Here is a 20,149-nt window from a genome sequence, read left to right as displayed (position 1 = left end):
ATGCTTTTTAGTCATGACACGGAGCTGACCCTGCGAGCCGCGGCGATCCTGGTCAACACGAACCGCGACGACGGCGAGCATCTCGCCGACCAGCCGGCGCTCGACAAGTACCTGAACTATTTCGGCTGGACGGGTCGCCGCGACCACGACGCCGCCGAATTGGCCGCGGTGCACGCGCTGCGTGGCCGACTGGGGCGGATCTGGGAATCCGCCGGCAACGAGGAGCGTGCGGTGGGGCAGGTGAACGCGCTGCTGGCCGACACGCATGCGGCGCCGTGGCTGACCCGCCACCCAGAGATGCCGGAGTGGCACCTGCACCTCGCGTCGCAGCACGACCCGCTGGCACAGCGGATGGGTGCGGAGATGGCGATGGCGCTGGCCGACCTGATCCGGGTCGGCGAGCTGCGGCGGCTCAAGATCTGTGCGGCGCCGGACTGCCGGGCCGTCGTGATGGATCTGTCGCGCAACCGGTCCCGCATCTTCTGTGACACCGGCAACTGCGGCAACCGTCAGCACGTGGCCGCCTACCGCGAGCGCAGGGCGAAAACGGGTTAGCGCGCCGAGCCGACCAGTGCTCGTGCGCGTCTCAACTCCGGCCAGGTTTGCTCAGCCGGAAAGCGGCTGAGCGCGTCCAGCAGGGCGGCCCGTGCCGGCTCGCCGACCAGCTCGTAATCATCCGCGGCGGCTCGCAATTCGTAGACGGGGGCACCCTGCGTTTGGGCCAGCTCGATCGCCGCGCGAAGACCTGCGTGCCGGGCGTCGGAGTCGCGAGATGTGTGAGCCCGCAACCGCAGCAGCTCGGCGTCGCAGATGTGCCACCCGGTCTCGTCGGCCATTCGCAGCGCCATGTTCACGCGTTCGCGCGCCGCGTCTTTCCTGCCGACCGCCAACAGGACCCGCGCCAATGCGGCCTCGTACCACCCCAAAAACGAGATCATCTCGGCCGCCCGCCACGCCTCGACCACTGCGGTCAGGGTTTGGGCGTGCGCTTCCAACACCGAAGAGTCGGTCTCGCCGCCGGCCAGCGCAGCCGTTGCCTTCGTGTTGGCCCCCGCGCTCGCCGCGATCATCACCCACTCGTCGAAGCCGTTGTGGTGGCCCCGGTCGGCCACCTCTCCAATCAGCTCAACCGCGCGGTCGTATTGGCCGGCTTCGGTGCGCACCAACGCCTCTATCGTTCGCCCATAACAAAGGGTGAACGCGCCATGGGGGAAGCGCAGCGTTTCGCACCGCCGTTCCATCTGCGCGAATGCGGTCTCCGCACCGGCCAGGTCGCCCTGAACAAACCGGGTCATCGCGAGGAACGTGTACATCCCCGCTAATGGGTCGTTCGGGGCAAACCATGCTCCTTCGATTTCGGGTGAGCCAATGTCATCGACGGCGGCCGCGGCTTTCTCCAACGTGGCCCGGGCGGTGCGGTAATCACCCCGGAACACCGCCAGAGCCCCGAATACCGCATCATTGGCCGCGCGGTACCAGTCCGGCATGTCCGCGAGCCGCACCCTGAGCGCCTCCACCAGCAGCGTCGCTCGACGCAGGTCCCCACGGGTGGCGTAGTAGCTCCAGAGGGCACTAAAAGTCGCGTAAAGCGCCAGACTCGGCTCGTCCCCGATGAGTTGCAAGCATCGCTCGAACTCGGTGGCCGCCTCGACACTTGCGTGGCCCGTCGCCGCCGAGGCCAGAAACCCGCGCTCCAGGCGGATGGCGACCTCGCGGTGGTCACGCGACGGACCTGACGCCATACGCGCGACGTTCTCGAGAGCGCGGGTGAGATGGGTGCGTGCTTCGCCGAGCGCTCCTCGCTGTCGGGCATTGGCCGATGCTTCTTGGTAGGCCGACGCCGCCTCGTCGAACCGATCAGCCTGTTCGTAGTGGTACGCCACCAGTGGCCACTCCGGGGTGCCGTCTGCCGCAGCGGCAACGAGTGTGTCCGCGATGCGGCTGTGCAGCTTGCGGCGCACACTCGGCGGTGATAGCTCCGCGGCGACCTCGCGCAGCAGCTCGTGGTGGAATCGCCAGCTGTCCGTAAGAACCGGCTGGAGGACTCTGCCACGCCCGAGTTCCCGAAGCACGTCGTCGACTTCGCGCTTGTCCAACTGCACCACGGACGACAGCAGGCGTACGTCGACGAGGCTACCGATCAGCGCCGCCGCCTCGACCACGAGCAGCGCGTTCGTGCTGGAACGCAGTCGCGCGAACAGCGTCTCATACAACGTGTCGGGCACCTGCGCGGATTCGGCGGCGTCCGAGGGCTGCTCCTTTAGCTTGGCGACAACCTCCTCGATATAAAGCGGTATGCCGTCGCAGCGCTTCCGCACCGCCCTTCGTGCATCGGAAGTCATCTCGGGATGCAGGGCCACGATGAGCTGCTCAGTTTCCGCGTCGCTGAGGGGCTTCACTTCGAATACCCGTGTCGTGCCGGACAATGCCGGCAGTTGGCGTCCGGTGATGACGACGAGCAGCCGGCCGAGGTCCTCACGAAGTAGCGCCTGGACTACCTCAGTGGTGTCCTCGTCGAACCAGTGCATGTCCTCGACCAGGACGAGCCCGGGTCCGGTGCCAAGACACGCCAGCAGGTAGTCACGGATCGCCTCGCTGATCCGCTCATAGAGCCGCTCTCCGCCGGCGCGCACGGGTTCATACCCGCATTCCGGGCCGACGCCGAGCACGGGCGCCAATAGCGGCACGACCGCGGCCGGATCCAGTGAGCGCGCCACGACCTCGGCCTCCAGCCTGCGGAGGCGCTCCGCCGGATCTGAGTCGCGCCTGATTCCACACCGTCGTTCCAGCAACCGCCGAACCGGTCGCAAACCGACATCGGTGTGAAACGGAGATCCGAATAACCCGAGCACGACAGCGTCCGTCTGCTGGGCCATGTCGACGGCGGCGTAGGCGAGGCGACTCTTGCCTATGCCGCCCTCGCCGTGAAATGCGATACCGCGCGTAACCAGGGTTCCCGAAGTTGCCTCCGCCCAGCTTCTTTGCAGGTAAGCGAGTTCCCGATCCCGGCCGACCAGCGGTCCGCGCGCGGTCTTGGCGATGTCGCGTTCGGCAACCGCGCGATAGTGGACGATCAACTCCGCTACGCCCTTCACCGCTCTCGGCGGCAGCGCCTCCAGTTCGAACGCGTCGCCGACCAGTCGTTCGATAGTGTCGGAGACCGCGACCGTTCCCGGCTCGGCGAGGCTGCACACTCGCGCGGCGAGGTTGGCGCCGAAGCCGTAGACGTCGTCTTGGGCGGTGTCGAGGTAGACGAGTCCCCGGTGAATGCCGACCCGCACGCTGATGTCGAACCCGAAGCGGCGTCGCACCCGTTCGCTGAGCGTTCCCACCTCGCGCGTGATGTCGAGTCCCGCCTGCACCGCGCGGCGCACATCGTTCTCGTGGGCCTTCGGGTGCCCGAACAGGGCAAGTAGTCCATCGCCCTTTGTCGAGCCGATGTGACCCTCGTACCGGTCGACGATTTGACGCACCTGTTCGCGGTACCTTCCGACCACGGTCCGATAGATCTCTGGCTCGATGCGGGTGGACAATGCGGTTGAATCGACCAGATCGGCGAACAGGATGGTCAGACGGCGGATTTCGCCGCTGTCTGCCGGTGCGGCGAGCAGTTCCTCGGCGTCGGGATTGCTGCGATCCACGGCCAGCACCTGCCCGGCCAGAGCATCGGCTGTCGCCCGGTCGCCGCGGTTGATCGCCTGGACCGCGCGATCCAGCAGTTCGTCGATCGTGGGCTGGCTGGGGCGTCGGCTCACGGTCCGATTGTGCCGGGCATCGGGCCCAAATTGGTGCATTTGAACCAAGGTTCACTTTGCTGAGCTAACTGCCAGCTCGGCCGGTGATGCGCCTGGCCTCCTCGGCTCTCGACGTAGGGTGAGAAGCTGATTGCGGCGTTAACCGGTGAGAGGCGGGCATCAGGATGGGTCTTGAGCTGCAGCACGAGTTCTCCTTCTGGGTGGCGACCAAGCCGCCAGTGGACTTTGGCACGGGTCCGCTGGGTCGCCGGACGTATCTAGAGGCCGTCGAGGGTGCGGCGACCGGGCAGCGCTTCAACGCGACCGCGATCGGCGGTGGCGGTGACTGGCTGGTCGTGGGCAGCGACGGCTACGGCCGCATCGACGTACGGCTGCAGTTCCAGACCGACGACGGAGCGCGGGTCTACGTCCAGTACGTCGGGCTTCTCGAACTCAACCAAACCGTTCTTGAAGCGATGGCAAGCGGCCGCGGCACTGCGTACGAGGACCAGTACTTCCGCATCACGCCACGAATTGATACCGGGGACGAGCGGTATGCGTGGATGAACCAGAGCGTTTTCGTGGCCCGCGGGCATGTGGCCGAGGGCTCGAAAGTGGAGTACGAGGTTTTTCGGGTTCTTTGAGCAAGCGCTCACACCAACAACACACGCGCCCTGGTTAGTTCGGGCCAGGTGCTGTCGTCAGGGAAAAGCTGCACAGCTTCGGCAACCGACCGCCGGGCCGCCTCGCCGCGCACACGGTAATCGTCTAGGGCGGCGCGGAGCACGAAGACGGTCGCTCCCTGCCGGCGGGCGAGTTCGGCCGCCGCCTGTAAATCGGCGTGCCGCGCCGCCGGATCGGCGTGTGTCCCGGCGCGCAGCCGAAGCAGCTCGGCGTCGTAGTAGTGTTGGCCGGTTTCCTCGGCAAGCTGTAGACCCGAATTGGCGCGATCGCGCGCCTCGTCAAGCCGGCCCGTAGCGATCAGGAGCCGCGCGATGTGGCCGTCGAATGCAGTGAGATATCCCTTGGCCTCAAGAAAGCGGCAAGCGTCCATCCACGCGCTCAGGATCGCGATGTTGTTCGGCATCGTCTCTGCGTCTTCATCGCCGGCCGCCACCTTGGCCAGCGCGGCTGCGTCGCAGTGCAGGGCCGTGCCCAGACCAATCCATTGGTCGAAGCCGTGGCGCTCGGCTCGTTGGCTCATCTCGGCGGCCAATTCGGCGGCGCGTTCAAATCGCCCTGCCTCGATGTAAATCCAGACCTCGACATACCGTGCGTAGCACAGGCTGAACGGCCCCTGCGGGAAATCAAGCTCGTCGATCCGGCGTTCGCAGCGTGCCAATGCTTGATCCGCACCGGCCAAATCACCGCGAAGCCATCGTGCATGTGCCAGGCCAGTCAGAATCAAGACTTCCGGATCGTGGGGCATGAACCACTCGGCTTCTACGTCGCGCTTGGGGCGGCAATCGACCAACGCGGCCGCCTCTTCGAGTTGCCTTCTGGCTTCCTCGAATTCGCCCCGCAGCCAGGACAACGTTCCCGACCCGCCGATGTTTTCGGATCGCCACCACTCGCGTCCTTTGTCTACGCTGATTTTCAGCGAGCGGACAACGTGCTCTGCGCGGCGCAGATCGGCGCGACTGACGTAGTAGGCGAATATCGCCATCAGCACCGAGAAGAGTTCGTCGGCATTCGGCTCGCGACACAGTTTCAGCGACCGTTCGAAATCGTCGACGGCGTCCGCGCACCCCGGGCCTTCGGCGGCCGCGGCGAGGAATCCGTGGCGTAGCCGCAACTTCACTTCGCGTTGGTCACGCCCGGCTCCCGGCGGCAGCTGGTCGAGCTGGGCCAGCGCGCGAGACAGGTACGCCCTGGCTTCCTCGAGCGCTCCCCGACGACGCGCGGTCGACGAGGCCCGTTGATAAGCCGACACCGCTTCATCGAAGCGATGCGCCCGCTCGAGATGAAGTGCGACCAACGGCCAGTCGGGATCACCTTTCGCCGCAATCGTTTCCAGCGCATCGGCGACGCGGCTGTGCAACCGACGGCGAAGGCTCGGCGGTGGCAGCTCGGCGGCCACCTCCCGCAGGAGCTCATGGCGAAACCGCAAGGACTCTTTGCCGGCGGCCTCGAACACCTTGGCACCGAGGAGGTCGCGGGTGACCCGATCAACTTCGCCGTCCGTCATCTCCGACACTGACCGGAGAAGCCCGCGGTCGAACTGGCTGCCGATCGTCGCGGCGGCCTCCACTACCCCGAGTGCCCCTTCGGTGGCCCGCAGCCGCGCGAACAACGCTTCGTACAACGTATCCGGCACCAGCACCGGCTCGGCGTCTGGCTGCTGTTCTTTGAGCTTTGCGACAACCTCCTCGATGTACAACGGCACGCCGTCGCAACGGCGACGCACGGTGGTACGGACCGAGGCCGTCATCGCCGGGTACAGCGCGCGGATGAGCTCGTCGGTTTCCTGCTCGCTGAGCGGTTTCAGGTCGAATACGTCAGCCCGCGAACTGTCCGGCAGGGATGCCAACTCACGGGAAGTCATCACCACGAGCAGTCGCCCGAACTCGCTGCCGAGGAGCGAACGGACCACCTCGATCGTCGAGTCGTCGAACCAGTGCATGTCCTCCACGACGACCAGTCCCGGACCGTCGCCCGTACACGCGATGAGGTAGTCGTGGATCGCGGCCGAGATCTGTTCATGCAACTTGAGCCCCTGGACGGGCACCGGCTCGTAGCCCTTGTCCGGGCTGATTCCGAGCACCGGCGCCAACAACCCCACCGTGGCATCCGTTTCCAGCGAGTGCGCCGCCAACTTCGTCCGCAACAGCCGCAGGCGTTCGGAGTGATCGGACGTCCGATGGATGCGGCAGGTGCGCTCCAACAGCTTTCGGACCGGATGCAAGCCGACGTCGGTGTGAAACGGTGACCCGACCAGCTCGAGCACCACGGCACCCGAGCGCTCCGCCATCTCGACGGCCGCGCATGCCAGCCGGCTCTTCCCGATCCCCGGTTCACCGCGAAAAGCCACCCCGGCGGTGGTTAGTGTGCCCGACTGAATCTGCTGCCAACGCGCTTCCAGGTGAGCGATTTCGCGCTGCCGCCCGACGAGCGGACCGAGCGGAATTCGGGTCCTGTCACGCTCGGCAATCGCTTGATACGACACGACCGGACCCTCGATGCCCTTGACCGGCTGTGGCGACCGGATTCGCAGCTCGAACCTGTCGCGCACCAGTCGTTCGACGGCTTCGGAGACGGCAACGGTGCCCGGGTCGGCGATGCTGCACATGCGCGCGGCAAGGTTGGCCGCGAAGCCGTAGACGTCGTCTTCGGCCGTGTCCAGGTAGACGAGGCCACGGTGAATACCCACTCGGACGTTGATGTCGAAGCCGAACCGGCGCCGGACCCGCTCACTGAGTCGCGCTACATCGCGGGTGATGTCAACACCCGCCTGCACTGCCCGTCGAACATCGTTTTCATGTGGTTGCGGGTGGCCGAAAACGGCGAGCAGGCCGTCCCCCTTCGTGTGACCGATGTGGCCTTCGTACCTCTCGACGATGCGCACTACCTCGTGTCGATACCGCCCCACCACCGTGCGGTACGTCTCCGGCTCGATCCGGGTAGACAGCGCGGTGGAATCGACGAGGTCGGCGAACATGATCGTGATCCGCCTGATTTCGCCGTGGTCGGCTGGGACGGCAAGTAGCTCCTCGGCCTCGGAGTTCGAGTGGTCCACGGCCAGCACCCGCCCCGCGAGGGCGTCGGCGGTCGCGCGATCGCCACGGTTGATGGCCTGGATCGCGTGCTCAAGCAACTCGTCGATCGTCGGTCGATGGGCGTGGGGAACGACCACGGGGTTCATTGTGACCGCTACCGGACAGAAATTTGCTGAATCTAAGGGTTTTGCACGCAGCTTGCGTCGCGCAAGCCGTGGATGCTACGGCAGCTGTGCTATGGCAGGTAATAGCCCCGGATGCGGTGAAAGCGGCCACGGCCCAGGATCGCATTGGCCGCCTGGAGGCCGGAGAGCACTGCCGATTCGATGCATCCGGAGTTCAGCCCGGAATCGGTCCAGTCGCCCGCGAGAACCAGGTTGTCGTACCCGCCCTCGTCGGGCCGCAAGCGGTACCGGTCTGAGCCGGGCACCGAGAGCACGTAGCGGTCCGATGGATCGATGTTGACGCTGATGTGCTGGGTGGCCAGGGCCGCGTCGCCGCGCTGGCCGTCGGCACCGGTCAGCAGGTGCCACGCGAAGCCCTGCTCATTGACCGCTCCGGGCACGTAGAGACCGACGTCGTGGTCGAGGAAGCCCAGCGCTATGGCTGATGCCCGGCGTCGGCAGTCACGAACGTAGTCGGCCCCCTCACGGGCGGACGGCCACGGGGCGTCGAAGGCGCCGCAAAAATACGCCACGGTGGCCGGCCGGTCCTGCTCTGACCAGTCCTCGGCCCACAGCGTCTGCGGCATCGACGCGAAGGTGTCCAGTGGTGGTAGGTAACCGCTTGCCGTCACCGCTGGGGCTATCAAGCCGAGCGCCTCGTGGTCCGGGCGTAGCCAAAGCTGCAAGCCTTGGGTGGCGATAGTTTGCAGGTGCTTCGTCATGTCCTGCCATTCCGGCCGGTCGGCGATCAGTTCCGCCGCGACCAGCTCGACCATCCCGAGCGAAACCGCCAGGACGACCCGGTCGAAGTCAACTCCCCGGCGAAGCACCAGGGTCTCGGCGTCGTCGCGCGTTCCGAAGTGCGATTCGAGGCTCTCGACGCCGTCCTTTCGTTCGATCTGCTCGGCCAACGGCCTGCTCGGAAAGACCGGAAGGCCGCGCACCCTGGTCAATGGCTCATAGTGGTCGACGCCGTCGGCAAGCCGGACCTGGCGGCCGATGGTGATCGCCTCGACGCATTGACGACGCTGATCCAGGTGTATGCCGTCGACCCGATGGAAGAACTCAAACCTGACACCCCGTCTTCGAAGCGCCTCGTAGAGGGGAGCCATGACGACGTCGCCCATGCCCGCCGTCATCTTCCAGAAGATCGCGCCCTTGTACGTGAAAAGCATCAGACACACGAGCAGCATGCCGGTACCCGCGGCAACCGATGGCCGGGTCAGGTCGCCGTCCTCGTAGCCAAATGTCATGTCGTACATGGCGCGAAGCACCGGGAACTCGACCACGTCCGGATGCGCACCGTGACGCAGCACCCACTCGGCGAAGTCTTCGTCGTTGGCGGCCCGGAGGCCGCGCGGATCTGTCACGAGGTTGTCGACGATGGCTCCGCGTGCCGTCGCGGTCAGCAGCGATATCAGTAGCCAGGCCAATCGGTGGTCGGCTCGATGCTCGTAGTCCAGGGCAGTGCGGATCGCGTCGAGGGCGCGCGTCAGCAGCCCGGGTTGCGCATCCCCGTGCGCCCGGGGATCAGAGACGGCCGATAAGGCGGCGAGCACGCCGAATTGCACCGCGTCGAGGAATCGTCCGGGCGGCGGTGGGTCTGAGCGGGACGACAGCGCGAGGCCCGGGTTGTTGACCTGCCGCAGTGAGTCGGAGAAGTCGAGAATCAGTTGCAATGCTCGCTGAAGGAACCCCACCACGGTCATCTCGCCGCCGGCGGCATCCGGTTCCCCGGGTAGCTCATCGTTGCGCGTGAACCGCCCCAGCACGACCTGCCAATCGCCCTGCCAGCGGTCGGCCGCCCCGACGTCATTGGCGGGCACGAAGGCCTGATCCCAGGTCAGGATCGGCACCGACGGGTCGGTGTGAGCGCGGTCGAGCTCGGCATAACACTCGCGAATCAGCGTGAAGGCGTTCTCGTAGGAGCCGATCCAGACGTGCAGGCCGTGCTCTTCTATTCGGCCGTTCTCACCCCGGCTGGACGCTCCCTTCCCACCGAGACGCCAGCCCCGCTGGTACACCGTGATGGACTCGAAGCGGTCATGCCAGCCGGGTTCGCTCAGCCGCCAGGCGGCACTCAGGCCGGCCATGCCGCCGCCCAGGATGGCGACGCGTTCTTTCGAACGACTCATCGAGTGGCTGGCGGGCTCAGCAGCGGCAAATCGGCTGCGGCAGAAGATGAATCGGTCACAGCCTGATCGCGACGGGAACGATTTCGTCCTCTCCGACTTTAACTGTGCCCAGGTAAACCCCGCTCTGCAGGTTCTCCTCGTCTACCACCAGGTAGAAGTCGGTCGCGCCCGGTTTGAGGCGCTGCGGCTGCACCGTGACGCGGTTTTCGGGGATCTCGTCGGCCGTGCCCGGCCGCTTCAACAACTCGGCCATCCGCAGCAACCGATCGTCATTGCTCGGGCTCGCCTTGAAGACATCGGAAATGAATGCCGGCGATCCGTAGCTGGCCGGGCCGATCGCCGCCGTCTGGGCCATTTCGATCCCGCCCATCATGCCGATGTCGGCCAGCTTGGTCAGCGACCTGACCCAGGCATTGACGCCGTATGAGTTCGCGCTGATGTTGCTCGACGCTTCCTCCGCCACGTATCTCGCTTGCCCGACCATCCGCCTCGCCGTCGTGGCCAGGTTGTCCGCGACAAGCATCTGCCCGGCGTCCAGCCGTGTTTCAAGCGCAGCCTCGGCGAAACGCAGTCCGCTGACCCCAGCAATGCTGGCAAGTTTGGCCATCGACCGAATCATCGCCCCGAGCGTGAAGTAGTTTGCGCTGACTTGGCCGGACACCTCCTTCGCCAACGCCTCTATCGCATCAACGGTTTCGCGCGCGGTCGCAGCGAACTCCTTGTTGGTTTCCGCGGCATCACTCACCTTTAGTTCCTTCCATCCGCGGCCGTACGGTATCCACCGCGCGCGTGAACGCGCTTCGCCAATATTGGGTTATCTCGTGTCCGAGGTCTGCTCCGAGCTCGTCAATCTCGTCGGGCGTCAGCCCGTTTCGCCACTTGTCGATGAAATCGTCGACCCAATCCTCGACGCGGAAAAGGTAGTCCTTCATGCCCGATGCCGTCGTTTCGATGAGGTCGGCACGTACCGACTGGGGCACCGTCAGTGGGGGAACCCGATCGCGTCCGACCGTCTTGACCGGCGGAGCAAGCTCTTTCGACGCGGACCACTTCGTCAGTCTCTCCGGGGCGATTTTGGTGGCATTGAGCAACATTTCACGTCCCATGTCGGCCCAGCCGAGTAGACACGACATCGCGGCCGTCGCGGTCGGGCTCACCCCTTGAATCCGGACTTCTTTGCTCGTGTGGACCCGCACGCCCAGCGCTGAAGTTTGTTGTGCCACAAGGGGTTGCACAACGATATAGCCGGAGTCGACTTGCACCAGACCGTCATCTCCGGTCCGGTCGTCGTCCAAGTCGTAATTGACGAAGATCCCACCGTCGGGAAGAACGCCCTTCCAATACTTCAACGCGGTCTTGAGGCGAAAGTCGGTGCCCACCTCCTCCATCACCCGACTCCAGCCTTGGTCATTGATCGGTCGGTCCCGAGGCGGGGTCATACTGCGGAAGAAGCTGCACGTCAAGTGCCAGTTGAGCGGGTCTACGACGTTCTTCATTTGGTCCACCGAGACGGTCTCGTCATCGAACTCCGTCGTCAGCACCGAGCAATATTCACCGTTCACCTTCCGCAGTGATCCGGTGCAGGGTTGCTCGACGCAAGCCGCCGCGGGGGATACCAGATTGTCGGCGGATGCGCTTTGCATCCTCTCCGACCATTGCTCCCGCCCTGTGATGTCATCGACCAAACCTTTGAACTGCCGGGTGGCATCGGGGGCGGGTTGTTCCGGACGGACGAGGTTCAGGCACCCTTCGAGGTGTTCATCGCCGACCTCCTCAACCCCGATCTTCCTGAGGATGGTGGTGGCATAGAGCAGGTTCGCGGCGTCGCGGGTGCTGAGGGTTTCGTCGTCTTCCGGAACGCCAACATCAGCCTGGGTAAGGTCTTTGAACGCAGTATCAAGCCTTGGGAACCTCAGCGGTTCGTCGTCGGCGTCGCGCGGCAACCTCGCGGCCAGTCGCTGTATTTCCCCGTACCAACCGCGCTGCCCGACGCCGGTGGTTCCGGGCAAATACCTTTCAACGGTCTCCGCGACGGCGGCCGAACCCGAGTTGCTCACGGCCTCGTCAATTGCGCCATAAACGCGCAATAGTGAGTGATTTATTCGCATCGCCCCGCCTCCCGCTATTTGCCGACTTAGCATAACCACGGGTTGTCTTGCGGTCGGGTGGAAATTGGGGAGGAAGCCGTGGGCAGTGGCAGGTTCGAGGGCGACGGCAGCAGCGACGGCAGCAGCGACGGCAGCAGCGACGGCAGCATTGCCGACCTGCCCTGGGCGTCGGTGTTCGACCCGGAGATCAATATGCGTGCGGTGACGGCGATCCAAGCCCGCGGCTTTCGCGCCGCGTCGGAGGTCGTCAATCGGCTGGTGAAGGCTCCCGACGAGCACGCCCGTGTCGATGACCAGCGGCCGGAGCCCAATAAGCGGTCGGGCCAAGAAGTCAACGGGCTTCTTTCGCTATGGGAGCGATTGCTGGCGCAGATGACGCAATCGCTCAACGGCGCCGGATTAACACCCGGGGGTGCTGCCACGCTGGATTTCGCCAAACCCGGTGTGCGAAATGAGGTGTGCTTGCACGCGAATACGTCGGGCGCGGCCGCAAGCGAGGTGTGGCTACACAATGGCGGACGAGACGACCTCGGCGACGTGCGACTGCGGTGCAGCGACCTGGTTTCTCATGACGGCCGGTCGGTGGATTCGGCCGTTGTCGGGTTCGAGCCCGATGTCGTGCCGATGCCTGCGCTGTCCAGCCGCGGCGTTCGTGTGACAGTTCGCCTCGCACCCGGTGTTCAGCCTTCCAGGTACCGCGGCACGCTGCTGGTCGACGGCCACCCCGACGCTTGGCTGCCCGTCGTCCTTGACGTGCCGCCGCGCGCGTCATGACGAGCACTGCCGACCGTGCAGAGCTGGTTGCCGCGGTCGATGCTCGGCTGCGCGAGGTGTCGAGGTTCGTGCGGCGTTCGATGCTCGACGCGATGCCTGACGGCGAACCGAGCCGCTGGCTGTATGCGCCGATGCGTGAGTACCCATCCAGACCCGGCAAGGCGTTGCGGCCCGCGCTCTGCCTGTCGGCCGGCCGGGCGTTCGGCGCGGACCCCAATGACCTTCTCGGCATCGCAGTGGCAATCGAGTTGCTACACAACGCTTTTCTTGTCCATGACGACGTCGCAGACGCCAGTGAGATGCGGCGCGGCAGGCCGACTTTGGCGGCGCAGCATGGAATCGCGGCGGCGCTGAATGCGGGCGATGCCATCGCCGTGGTGGCGAACCAGGTGCTGAGGCGGACGATACAACGGCTGGATCGCGATCTGGCCGACATGGTGATGGGCGAGTTCGACACGATGGCGATCCGAACACTCGAGGGACAGGCGACCGAAGTCGGTTGGCAGCACGACAATGTCTCCGATTTGAGCCCCGAGGATTACCTCGAGCTGATCATGCACAAGACGTGCTGGTATACCACCATCCACCCACTGCGCGTCGGCGCGATGGTCGGTTCGCGCGGTACGGCGCAGTTGGCACCGCTGGTGCGGTTCGGGTTCCACTTCGGAGCGGCATTCCAGATCCGCGACGACTTGCTCAATCTCATCGGCGATGAGCTCATGTACGGCAAGGAAATCCTCGGCGACCTCTACGAGGGCAAGCGAACCTTGCCTTTGGTCCATCTCCTCAGCGTCGCAAAGGGTGCAGACCTCGCCCTGGTCCGCGACTATCTTGGCCGGAGTCGAGCCGAGCGGTCGCCGGAGCTGGTGCGCACAATCCGGCAACTGATGGACGACTACGGCAGCATCGCGTTCACCAATGAATACGCCGAGGGCATTCTGTTTGTCGCCGAGGAATACTTCGAGCAGGCCTTCGCCGATGCCCACCCCGGTCCCGATCTCGACTTCCTTCGCGCACTCGTTCCCTATGTGTGGGCGCGCTGGCGGTGAGCTCCCCGTCGCGTCGCCGAGTTGGCCACTGGCGAAAACCCGTTGGCAGCACGGTCCCAACCCACCGCGCCGGCGGACACACCCTCACCTCACACTCGCCGCCCTCACCTCACACTCGCCGCCGCCACCTCACACTCGCCGCCGCCACCTCACACTCGCCCGGACAGGCTTTTTGACCAGCGCATACGCCCGCCGGTAAGCTGCTGGGTTGGCGTGGCGCGGTGCGCAACGAGGGGCTCGGGTCAATGTCGGTCGCCGAGAACCACCCCAGCCGTACACGCCTGACCGGCACCCCGATCCATGCGGGGATCCACCCGAGAGGAAGAAAGGTATGCGCTGTGCCCACGTACACGCCGAAGGCAGGTGACACCACACGGTCGTGGTATGTCATCGATGCCACGGACGTCGTGCTCGGCCGGATCGCCGTAGCGGCAGCCAACCTGCTGCGCGGTAAGCACAAGCCGACGTTCACACCCAACGTCGATGGTGGCGACTTCGTCATCGTCGTCAACGCCGACAAGGTCGCCATCAGTGGCAACAAGCTGCACGACAAGTTCGTTTACCGCCACTCGGGTTTCCCCGGTGGCTTGCGGGCACGCTCCCTCGGCGACGAGATGCGGCGCCACCCCGACCGCGTCGTCGAGAAGGCGATCGTCGGGATGCTGCCCAAGAACCGGCTCGGCCGCCAGATCAAGCGCAAGCTGCGCGTCTACGCCGGGCCCGACCATCCGCACAAGGCACAGCAGCCGGTTGCCTACCAGATCAAGCAGGTGAGCCAGTGACTGAGTCCGCGGAGCAGACCACCGAAGCGACCGAAGCGCCCGCGCCCGTCGCGATCGACCGCCCGATCCAGACCGTCGGCCGTCGCAAGGAGGCCGTGGTTCGGGTGCGCCTGGTGCCCGGCACCGGGCAGTTCAACCTCGACGGCCGCAGCATCGAAGACTATTTCCCCAACAAGGTGCACCAGCAGCAGATCAAGGCCCCGCTGGTCACGGTGGACCGGCTGGAGAGCTTCGACATCTACGCCCACCTCGACGGTGGTGGCCCGTCCGGGCAGGCCGGCGCGCTGCGCCTGGCGATCGCCCGGGCGTTGATCCTGGCACAGCCCGATGACCGGCCCGCGTTGAAGAAGGCCGGCTTCCTCACCCGCGACCCGCGGGCGATCGAGCGCAAGAAGTACGGCCTGAAGAAGGCCCGCAAGGCGCCGCAGTACTCGAAGCGCTGACCGCTGTTTCGCGGATAAAGGTCGAGTTCGCGTATCGGTTCGGCGGCGGGATGGCCGATAACCTCGTCGGTTGTGTCTTCGCGGGCCAACTGTGAGAAGTTTGTCGGCATGGGTCGACTGTTCGGCACCGACGGCGTCCGCGGAGTCGCCAACCACGACCTGACCGCCGAGTTGGCGCTGGCCGTCGGCGCGGCATCGGCGCGTCGCCTCGGCACCGCGGGCAGATCGCGCCGCCGCGTCGCCGTGATCGGCCGCGACCCCCGGGCCAGCGGCGAGATGCTTGAGGCCGCGGTGATCGCCGGCGTGACCAGTGAGGGCGTCGACGCCCTGCGGGTCGGCGTGCTACCGACCCCCGCGGTGGCGTACCTCACCAGCGCCTACGACGCCGACTTCGGTGTGATGATCTCGGCGTCGCACAACCCGATGCCCGACAACGGCGTCAAGGTGTTCGGGCCCGGCGGCCACAAGCTCGACGACGCGACCGAGGACCGCATCGAAGAACTTGTCGCCGCGGGTCCGGGCGGACGTCCGATCGGCGCCGCGATCGGCCGCGTGCTGGACGCGGAGGACGCCCAGCAGCGATACCTGCTCCATCTCGGCAAGGCGGTCACCACCCGGCTGGACGGGCTGACCGTCGTCGTCGACTGCGCCCACGGCGCCGCGTCCGCCGCCGCGCCGCACGCCTACCAGGCCGCCGGCGCCCGGGTGATCGCGATCAACGCCGAGCCCAATGGCCTCAACATCAACGAGGGCTGCGGATCGACCCACATCGACGGGTTACGCGCCGCGGTCATCGCCTACCGCGCCGACCTCGGTCTGGCCCACGATGGCGACGCGGACCGGTGCCTGGCCGTCGACGCCGCAGGGGAGGTGATCGACGGCGACGCGATCATGGTCATCCTTGCGCTGGCGATGCGCGAAGCCGGCGAGCTCACGTCCAACACGCTCGTGACGACGGTGATGAGCAACATGGGTCTGCATTTGGCCATGCGCTCGGCCGGCGTCGAGGTGCGCACCACCGCCGTCGGCGACCGCTACGTGCTCGAGGAACTACGTGCCGGGCATTACGCGCTCGGCGGCGAGCAGTCGGGACACATCGTGATGCCGGCGCTGGCGACCACGGGCGACGGCATCGCCACCGGGCTGCGGCTGATGTCGCGGATCGCGCAGACCCGCACCCCGCTGCGCGAGCTGGCGTCGGCGATGCGCACGGTGCCTCAAGTGCTGATCAACGTCGAGGTGTCCGACAAGACGACCGTGGCCGCCGCGCCGTCGGTACGGGCCGCCGTCGCTGATGCCCAGGCCGAGCTCGGTGACACCGGGCGAATCCTGTTGCGGCCCAGCGGAACCGAACAACTGGTACGGGTAATGGTGGAAGCGCCCGACGAGGACACCGCCAAGCAGGTGGCGCATCGGGTCGCCGCCTGCGTCAGTGCCCAGAATTGATCGCGGACCACCAGCCCCGATATCACCTAGCGTGGTCGGAGTGGAACAACTCTCCGACGAAGTGATCGAATTTCTTTCCACCGGCACTCGCACCGGAAAGCTGGCCTATCTCGCAGCGGATGGCCGGCCGCTGGTGGCTCCGGTGTGGTTTATCGTCGAAGACGGCGATATCGTCTTCAACACCGGTAAGGACACCGCGAAAGGCCGTGCGCTGGCGAGGGATTCGCGCGTGGCGATGACCGTAGACGACGAGCGTCCGCCATATTCCTTTGTGCAGGTGCAAGGCGTCGCCGGCACGAGCGAAGATCCGCAACAACTGCTCGACACCGCGACCCGGATCGCCGGGCGCTACGTCGGCGACGATCGCGCGGCGGAATTCGGCCGGCGCAACGGCGTCCCCGGTGAACTCGTCGTGCGCATCCGGCCGACGAAGGTCATCAAGGCGTTCAACGTCACCGGCTGACCGGCCGCTACGGCTTCAACAGGGCGACGACCTTGTCCTCGATGTCGACCGGGTCGGCGTCGGGATCGACCGCAGCGGTCCTCGGTAGCCGCGCCTCCGGATCGGCGAATTCGCGGTACGTCTTGTCGCCCGCCAACCGGTAGAGCAGGTATCCGGTCACCAGCGCCCGCACCGACTTCTGCGTGCTTCGGTCGGCGCCAGGCAGCCCCAATACCCGGGCCAGCCGGCGCCCCTCACTCAGGCCCCCGGCCTTTGCCTTGCTGACTGTGCGCAACACCGCGCCGTCCCACGCCCTGGCCAACTCCACGGCATTAGAGCGCAACGTGTAGGGATCGCCGGGCGCGCTCAGCACCAGACCGGGGATGGTCAGCCCCGCCGCCTGTTCCTCGGCCGCCGGCTTGGTCACCGTCGGGAACACCGCCACCGCGGTCTTCGGCACGAAACCGGTCTTGCCCGAGCGCTGTACCGCCGTCAGCGCCGCCGCCGAGCCGCCGAATCCGTGCCCGACCACGCCGAGCTTGGTCGGATGCACGCTGATCTTGCCCGGACCCAGCCGCACGCCCGCGGCGATGTCCAGCGTCGTGCCCAGGTCGGCGGCCAGGTTCAGCGCCGACGGCGCCAGCCCGCGCTCGGTGTCGGGGGCCGCGGCGACGATGCCCCACGACGCCAGATGCTCGAGCGTGCCCAGATAGCGGTCCACGCCCGTCAGCCAGTCGTGACCGAACGCAACGCCGGCCAGGTTCAGACCGGACTCGGGCGTGTACACCACGCCCGGTAGACCGGCAAAGGCCAGGTCACCGCGCAAAACCTGGTGTGGACCGCGACGAGTCAGCTCACCGAAGAGCTTGCGGGTGGACGCCATGGGATGACCGTAGCCGACCGGTTCGGCACGACAGGGTCCACTACCCTGATGGCTTATGTGTGGAATCGTCGGTTACGTCGGACGGCGTCCCGCCTGCGACGTCGTGGTCGATGCACTGCGCAGGATGGAGTACCGGGGCTACGACTCCGCCGGCATCGCGCTCATTGATGGTCGCGGCGGGCTGACGGTCCGGCGCCGCGCCGGGCGGCTGGCCAACCTCGACGACGCCGTGCGGGCCACCGATCCGGCGAAGCTCACCGGCCAGACCGGCCTGGGACACACCCGGTGGGCCACCCACGGCCGTCCCACCGACCGCAACGCCCATCCCCACCGCGACGCGGCAGGCAAGATCGCCGTCGTCCACAACGGCATCATCGAGAACTACATGCTCCTGCGCCGCGAGCTCGAGGCGGCCGGCGTCGAATTCGCCAGCGACACCGACACCGAGGTGGCGGTGCACCTGGTCTCCCAGCAATACCGCCGCGGCGACACGGCCGGTGACTTCCCCGCTTCGGTGCTCGCCGTGCTGCGCCGGCTGGAAGGGCATTTCACGCTGGTGTTCGCCAACGCCGACGAGCCGGGCACCATCGTCGCCGCCCGCCGTTCGACGCCACTGGTGGTCGGCGTCGGTGACGGCGAGATGTTCGTCGGCTCCGATGTCGCGGCGTTCATCGAGCACACCCGCGACGCGATCGAGCTGGGCCAGGACCAGGCCGTGGTGATCACCGCCGACGGCCACCGCATCACCGATTTCAACGGCGCGGACGCCGCCGCCAGCGCTCGGTCGTTCCGCATCGACTGGGACCTCTCGGCCGCACAGAAGGGCGGCTACGAGTACTTCATGCTCAAGGAGATCGCCGAGCAGCCCACCGCGGTCGCCGACACGCTGCTTGGCCACTTCGTCGACGGCCGCATCGTGCTCGACGAGCAGCGGCTCTCCGACCAGGAGCTGCGCGAGATCGACAAGGTGTTCGTCGTCGCCTGCGGCACCGCCTTCCACTCCGGGCTGCTTGCCAAGTACGCGATCGAGCACTGGACCCGACTGCCGGTCGAGGTCGAACTCGCCAGCGAATTCCGCTACCGCGACCCGGTGCTGGATCGCAGCACGCTGGTGGTCGCGATTTCCCAGTCCGGGGAGACCGCCGACACGCTCGAGGCGGTGCGGCACGCCAAGGCGCAGAAGGCCAAGGTGCTGGCGATATGCAACACCAACGGCTCGCAGATCCCGCGGGAATGCGATGCGGTGCTCTACACCCGTGCCGGGCCGGAGATCGGCGTCGCGGCGACCAAGACCTTCCTGGCCCAGATCGCCGCCAACTACCTCGTCGGCCTGGCCCTGGCGCAGGCGCGCGGCACCAAGTACCCCGACGAGGTGGCCCGCGAATATCAGGTGCTGGAGTCGATGCCGACGCTGGTCTCCCGGGTGCTGGCCGATCTCGAGCCCATCGCCGAGCTGGGCCGCCGGTTCGCGTCGCGGTCGACGGTGCTGTTCCTCGGCCGCCACGTCGGCTATCCAGTCGCACTCGAGGGAGCGCTGAAGCTCAAAGAGCTCGCGTACATGCACGCCGAGGGCTTCGCGGCGGGCGAGCTCAAGCACGGCCCGATTGCGTTGATCGAGGACGGCATGCCGGTCATCGTCGTGATGCCGTCGCCGAAGAACTCGGCGGTGCTGCATGCCAAGCTGCTGTCCAACATCCGCGAGATCCAGGCTCGCGGCGCGGTCACGATCGTGATCGCCGAGGAGGGCGACGATACCGTCCGGCCCCACGCCGACCACCTGTTCGAAATACCGTCGGTGTCAACGCTTTTCCAGCCGCTGCTGTCGACGATTCCGCTGCAGGTGTTCGCCGCGTCGGTGGCGCAGGCCCGCGGGTATGACGTCGACAAGCCCCGCAACCTGGCCAAGTCCGTCACCGTCGAATAGCGCGAATAGCGCGGCGCGCAAGCGTTGGGAGCGGGCGTCACACCCCATCAAGACCCCGCATCACAGCACCGCGGCGAACCTACGCCAGATAAGCCGTGGGTCCGCCGCGGATCGCTGCGTTTAGCTTGAGTGCAGGATGTTGTGGTTCTCCTCGCCCCGAAGGCACGTCGTCGTGCACGCCTGCACGACGGTCATCCCGTTCTCGTCATGGACCGGCTTCCACTGCCAGGTCGTCTCGATGACCTCATGCTCAGCGCCGAGCCGGTCACGCGCACTGACGTCGCACCGCAGCGTCCGGTGGGCGATGTCGCAGGTTTCCAGGAGCACCTCATGCTCCGACACCGTGAGCGGGTTGCGGGCCAACCGCACGCCGAACCGCTGGGTCTTCCCGTAGTGCCGCAACAGTTCGGCGATGCCGGCCAGCACTTCTTCGTCGTCGAAACTCAGCGGGGAGATCGCGCCGAAGTCGTCCGATTCGGCGAACTCCATGCCGATCACACCCAGACCGGAGTCGACGGCGGGATCAAAGCGCACCGCGGTCGCGTTCAA

16 protein-coding genes are annotated in these 20,149 nt (G+C 66.4%); 9 read left to right on the top strand and 7 right to left on the bottom strand.

Translation table 11 applies throughout. The annotated features are described in order from the left end of the window. Entirely contained in the window at window positions 1–555 is a 555-nt protein-coding gene (locus VE759_RS01415) for a CGNR zinc finger domain-containing protein (RefSeq protein WP_324927528.1), read from the top strand. Here VE759_RS01415 and VE759_RS01410 read toward each other — a convergent pair. Next, window positions 552–3,755: an ATP-binding protein gene (locus tag VE759_RS01410; protein WP_324927526.1), complete on the bottom strand. Its 3,204-nt coding sequence runs from the start codon at window positions 3,753–3,755 to the stop codon at window positions 552–554. The two genes, VE759_RS01415 and VE759_RS01410, sit on opposite strands and share 4 nt — an antisense overlap. 164 nt (window positions 3,756–3,919) lie before the next feature. Here VE759_RS01410 and VE759_RS01405 point away from each other — a divergent pair, with 164 nt between their 5' ends. Further along, window positions 3,920–4,378, top strand: coding sequence for a DUF3237 domain-containing protein (locus tag VE759_RS01405; RefSeq protein ID WP_324927524.1), 459 nt, complete (start codon window positions 3,920–3,922; stop codon window positions 4,376–4,378). A gap of 8 nt (window positions 4,379–4,386) precedes the next feature. On the opposite strand, the gene VE759_RS01400 is transcribed toward VE759_RS01405, so the two are convergent. The 4 genes from VE759_RS01400 to VE759_RS01385 form a co-directional block, all read right to left on the bottom strand. Next, window positions 4,387–7,587: an ATP-binding protein gene (locus VE759_RS01400; protein WP_324927522.1), complete on the bottom strand. Its 3,201-nt coding sequence runs from the start codon at window positions 7,585–7,587 to the stop codon at window positions 4,387–4,389. A 98-nt stretch (window positions 7,588–7,685) separates the two neighbouring features. Beyond that, window positions 7,686–9,749: an FAD-dependent oxidoreductase gene (locus tag VE759_RS01395; protein ID WP_324927520.1), complete on the bottom strand. Its 2,064-nt coding sequence runs from the start codon at window positions 9,747–9,749 to the stop codon at window positions 7,686–7,688. A 55-nt stretch (window positions 9,750–9,804) separates the two neighbouring features. Then, window positions 9,805–10,494, bottom strand: coding sequence for a hypothetical protein (locus VE759_RS01390; protein ID WP_324927518.1), 690 nt, complete (start codon window positions 10,492–10,494; stop codon window positions 9,805–9,807). Further along, window positions 10,487–11,806 carry a hypothetical protein gene (locus VE759_RS01385; protein ID WP_324927516.1) on the bottom strand — a complete coding sequence of 440 codons (1,320 nt, stop codon included), beginning with the start codon at window positions 11,804–11,806 and terminating at the stop codon, window positions 10,487–10,489. The genes VE759_RS01390 and VE759_RS01385 overlap by 8 nt, the downstream gene beginning before the upstream one ends. A 129-nt stretch (window positions 11,807–11,935) precedes the next feature. Here VE759_RS01385 and VE759_RS01380 point away from each other — a divergent pair, with 129 nt between their 5' ends. The 6 genes from VE759_RS01380 to VE759_RS01355 all read left to right on the top strand — a co-directional run bounded on the left by VE759_RS01380 (window position 11,936) and on the right by VE759_RS01355 (window position 16,814). Further along, window positions 11,936–12,631, top strand: coding sequence for a hypothetical protein (locus VE759_RS01380; RefSeq protein WP_324927514.1), 696 nt, complete (start codon window positions 11,936–11,938; stop codon window positions 12,629–12,631). Then, window positions 12,628–13,680, top strand: a complete 1,053-nt coding sequence (locus VE759_RS01375; protein WP_324927512.1) for a polyprenyl synthetase family protein — start codon at window positions 12,628–12,630, stop codon at window positions 13,678–13,680. The genes VE759_RS01380 and VE759_RS01375 overlap by 4 nt, the downstream gene beginning before the upstream one ends. A 338-nt stretch (window positions 13,681–14,018) precedes the next feature. Beyond that, entirely contained in the window at window positions 14,019–14,462 is a 444-nt protein-coding gene (gene rplM / locus VE759_RS01370) for a 50S ribosomal protein L13 (RefSeq protein ID WP_324927510.1), read from the top strand. Then, on the top strand, window positions 14,459–14,905 hold the full coding sequence (gene rpsI, locus VE759_RS01365) for a 30S ribosomal protein S9 (protein WP_324927508.1): 447 nt from the start codon (window positions 14,459–14,461) through the stop codon (window positions 14,903–14,905). Before rplM ends, rpsI begins: the two co-directional genes overlap by 4 nt. Before the next feature lie 108 nt (window positions 14,906–15,013). After that, window positions 15,014–16,351 carry a phosphoglucosamine mutase gene (gene glmM, locus VE759_RS01360; protein WP_324927506.1) on the top strand — a complete coding sequence of 446 codons (1,338 nt, stop codon included), beginning with the start codon at window positions 15,014–15,016 and terminating at the stop codon, window positions 16,349–16,351. 40 nt (window positions 16,352–16,391) lie between these two features. Next, entirely contained in the window at window positions 16,392–16,814 is a 423-nt protein-coding gene (locus tag VE759_RS01355; protein ID WP_324927504.1) for a PPOX class F420-dependent oxidoreductase, read from the top strand. Between the two features lie 7 nt (window positions 16,815–16,821). Here the strand turns inward: VE759_RS01355 and VE759_RS01350 are convergent, their stop codons facing one another. Continuing rightward, on the bottom strand, window positions 16,822–17,676 hold the full coding sequence (locus VE759_RS01350; RefSeq protein WP_324927503.1) for a hypothetical protein: 855 nt from the start codon (window positions 17,674–17,676) through the stop codon (window positions 16,822–16,824). A gap of 55 nt (window positions 17,677–17,731) precedes the next feature. Between VE759_RS01350 and glmS the strand changes: the two genes are divergently transcribed. Then, the gene (gene glmS / locus VE759_RS01345) at window positions 17,732–19,600 is read left to right on the top strand and encodes a glutamine--fructose-6-phosphate transaminase (isomerizing) (RefSeq protein ID WP_324927501.1); all 1,869 of its coding nucleotides are present in this window, start codon (window positions 17,732–17,734) and stop codon (window positions 19,598–19,600) included. Window positions 19,601–19,720: 120 nt separating this feature from the next. Here the strand turns inward: glmS and VE759_RS01340 are convergent. After that, window positions 19,721–20,149: hypothetical protein (locus VE759_RS01340; protein ID WP_324927499.1), on the bottom strand; the 429-nt coding region annotated here is incomplete at its 5' end.

It is taken from the genome of Mycobacterium sp. (genome assembly GCF_035640695.1).
Classification (GTDB): Bacteria; Actinomycetota; Actinomycetes; order Mycobacteriales; family Mycobacteriaceae; genus Mycobacterium.
The sequence above is the reverse complement of the archived record's forward strand: the minus strand, read 5'-3'. Positions and strand labels throughout refer to the sequence as shown.

Excerpts from the sequence above, each read along its gene's own strand:
- VE759_RS01415 (WP_324927528.1), top strand. The coding sequence starts at position 1 with ATGCTTTTTAGTCATGACACGGAGCTGACCCTGCGAGCCGCGGCGATC.
- VE759_RS01405 (WP_324927524.1), top strand. The coding sequence starts at position 3,920 with ATGGGTCTTGAGCTGCAGCACGAGTTCTCCTTCTGGGTGGCGACCAAG.
- VE759_RS01395 (WP_324927520.1), bottom strand. The coding sequence starts at position 9,749 with ATGAGTCGTTCGAAAGAACGCGTCGCCATCCTGGGCGGCGGCATGGCC.
- VE759_RS01375 (WP_324927512.1), top strand. The coding sequence starts at position 12,628 with ATGACGAGCACTGCCGACCGTGCAGAGCTGGTTGCCGCGGTCGATGCT.
- glmM (WP_324927506.1), top strand. The coding sequence starts at position 15,014 with ATGGGTCGACTGTTCGGCACCGACGGCGTCCGCGGAGTCGCCAACCAC.
- VE759_RS01350 (WP_324927503.1), bottom strand. The coding sequence starts at position 17,676 with ATGGCGTCCACCCGCAAGCTCTTCGGTGAGCTGACTCGTCGCGGTCCA.
- glmS (WP_324927501.1), top strand. The coding sequence starts at position 17,732 with ATGTGTGGAATCGTCGGTTACGTCGGACGGCGTCCCGCCTGCGACGTC.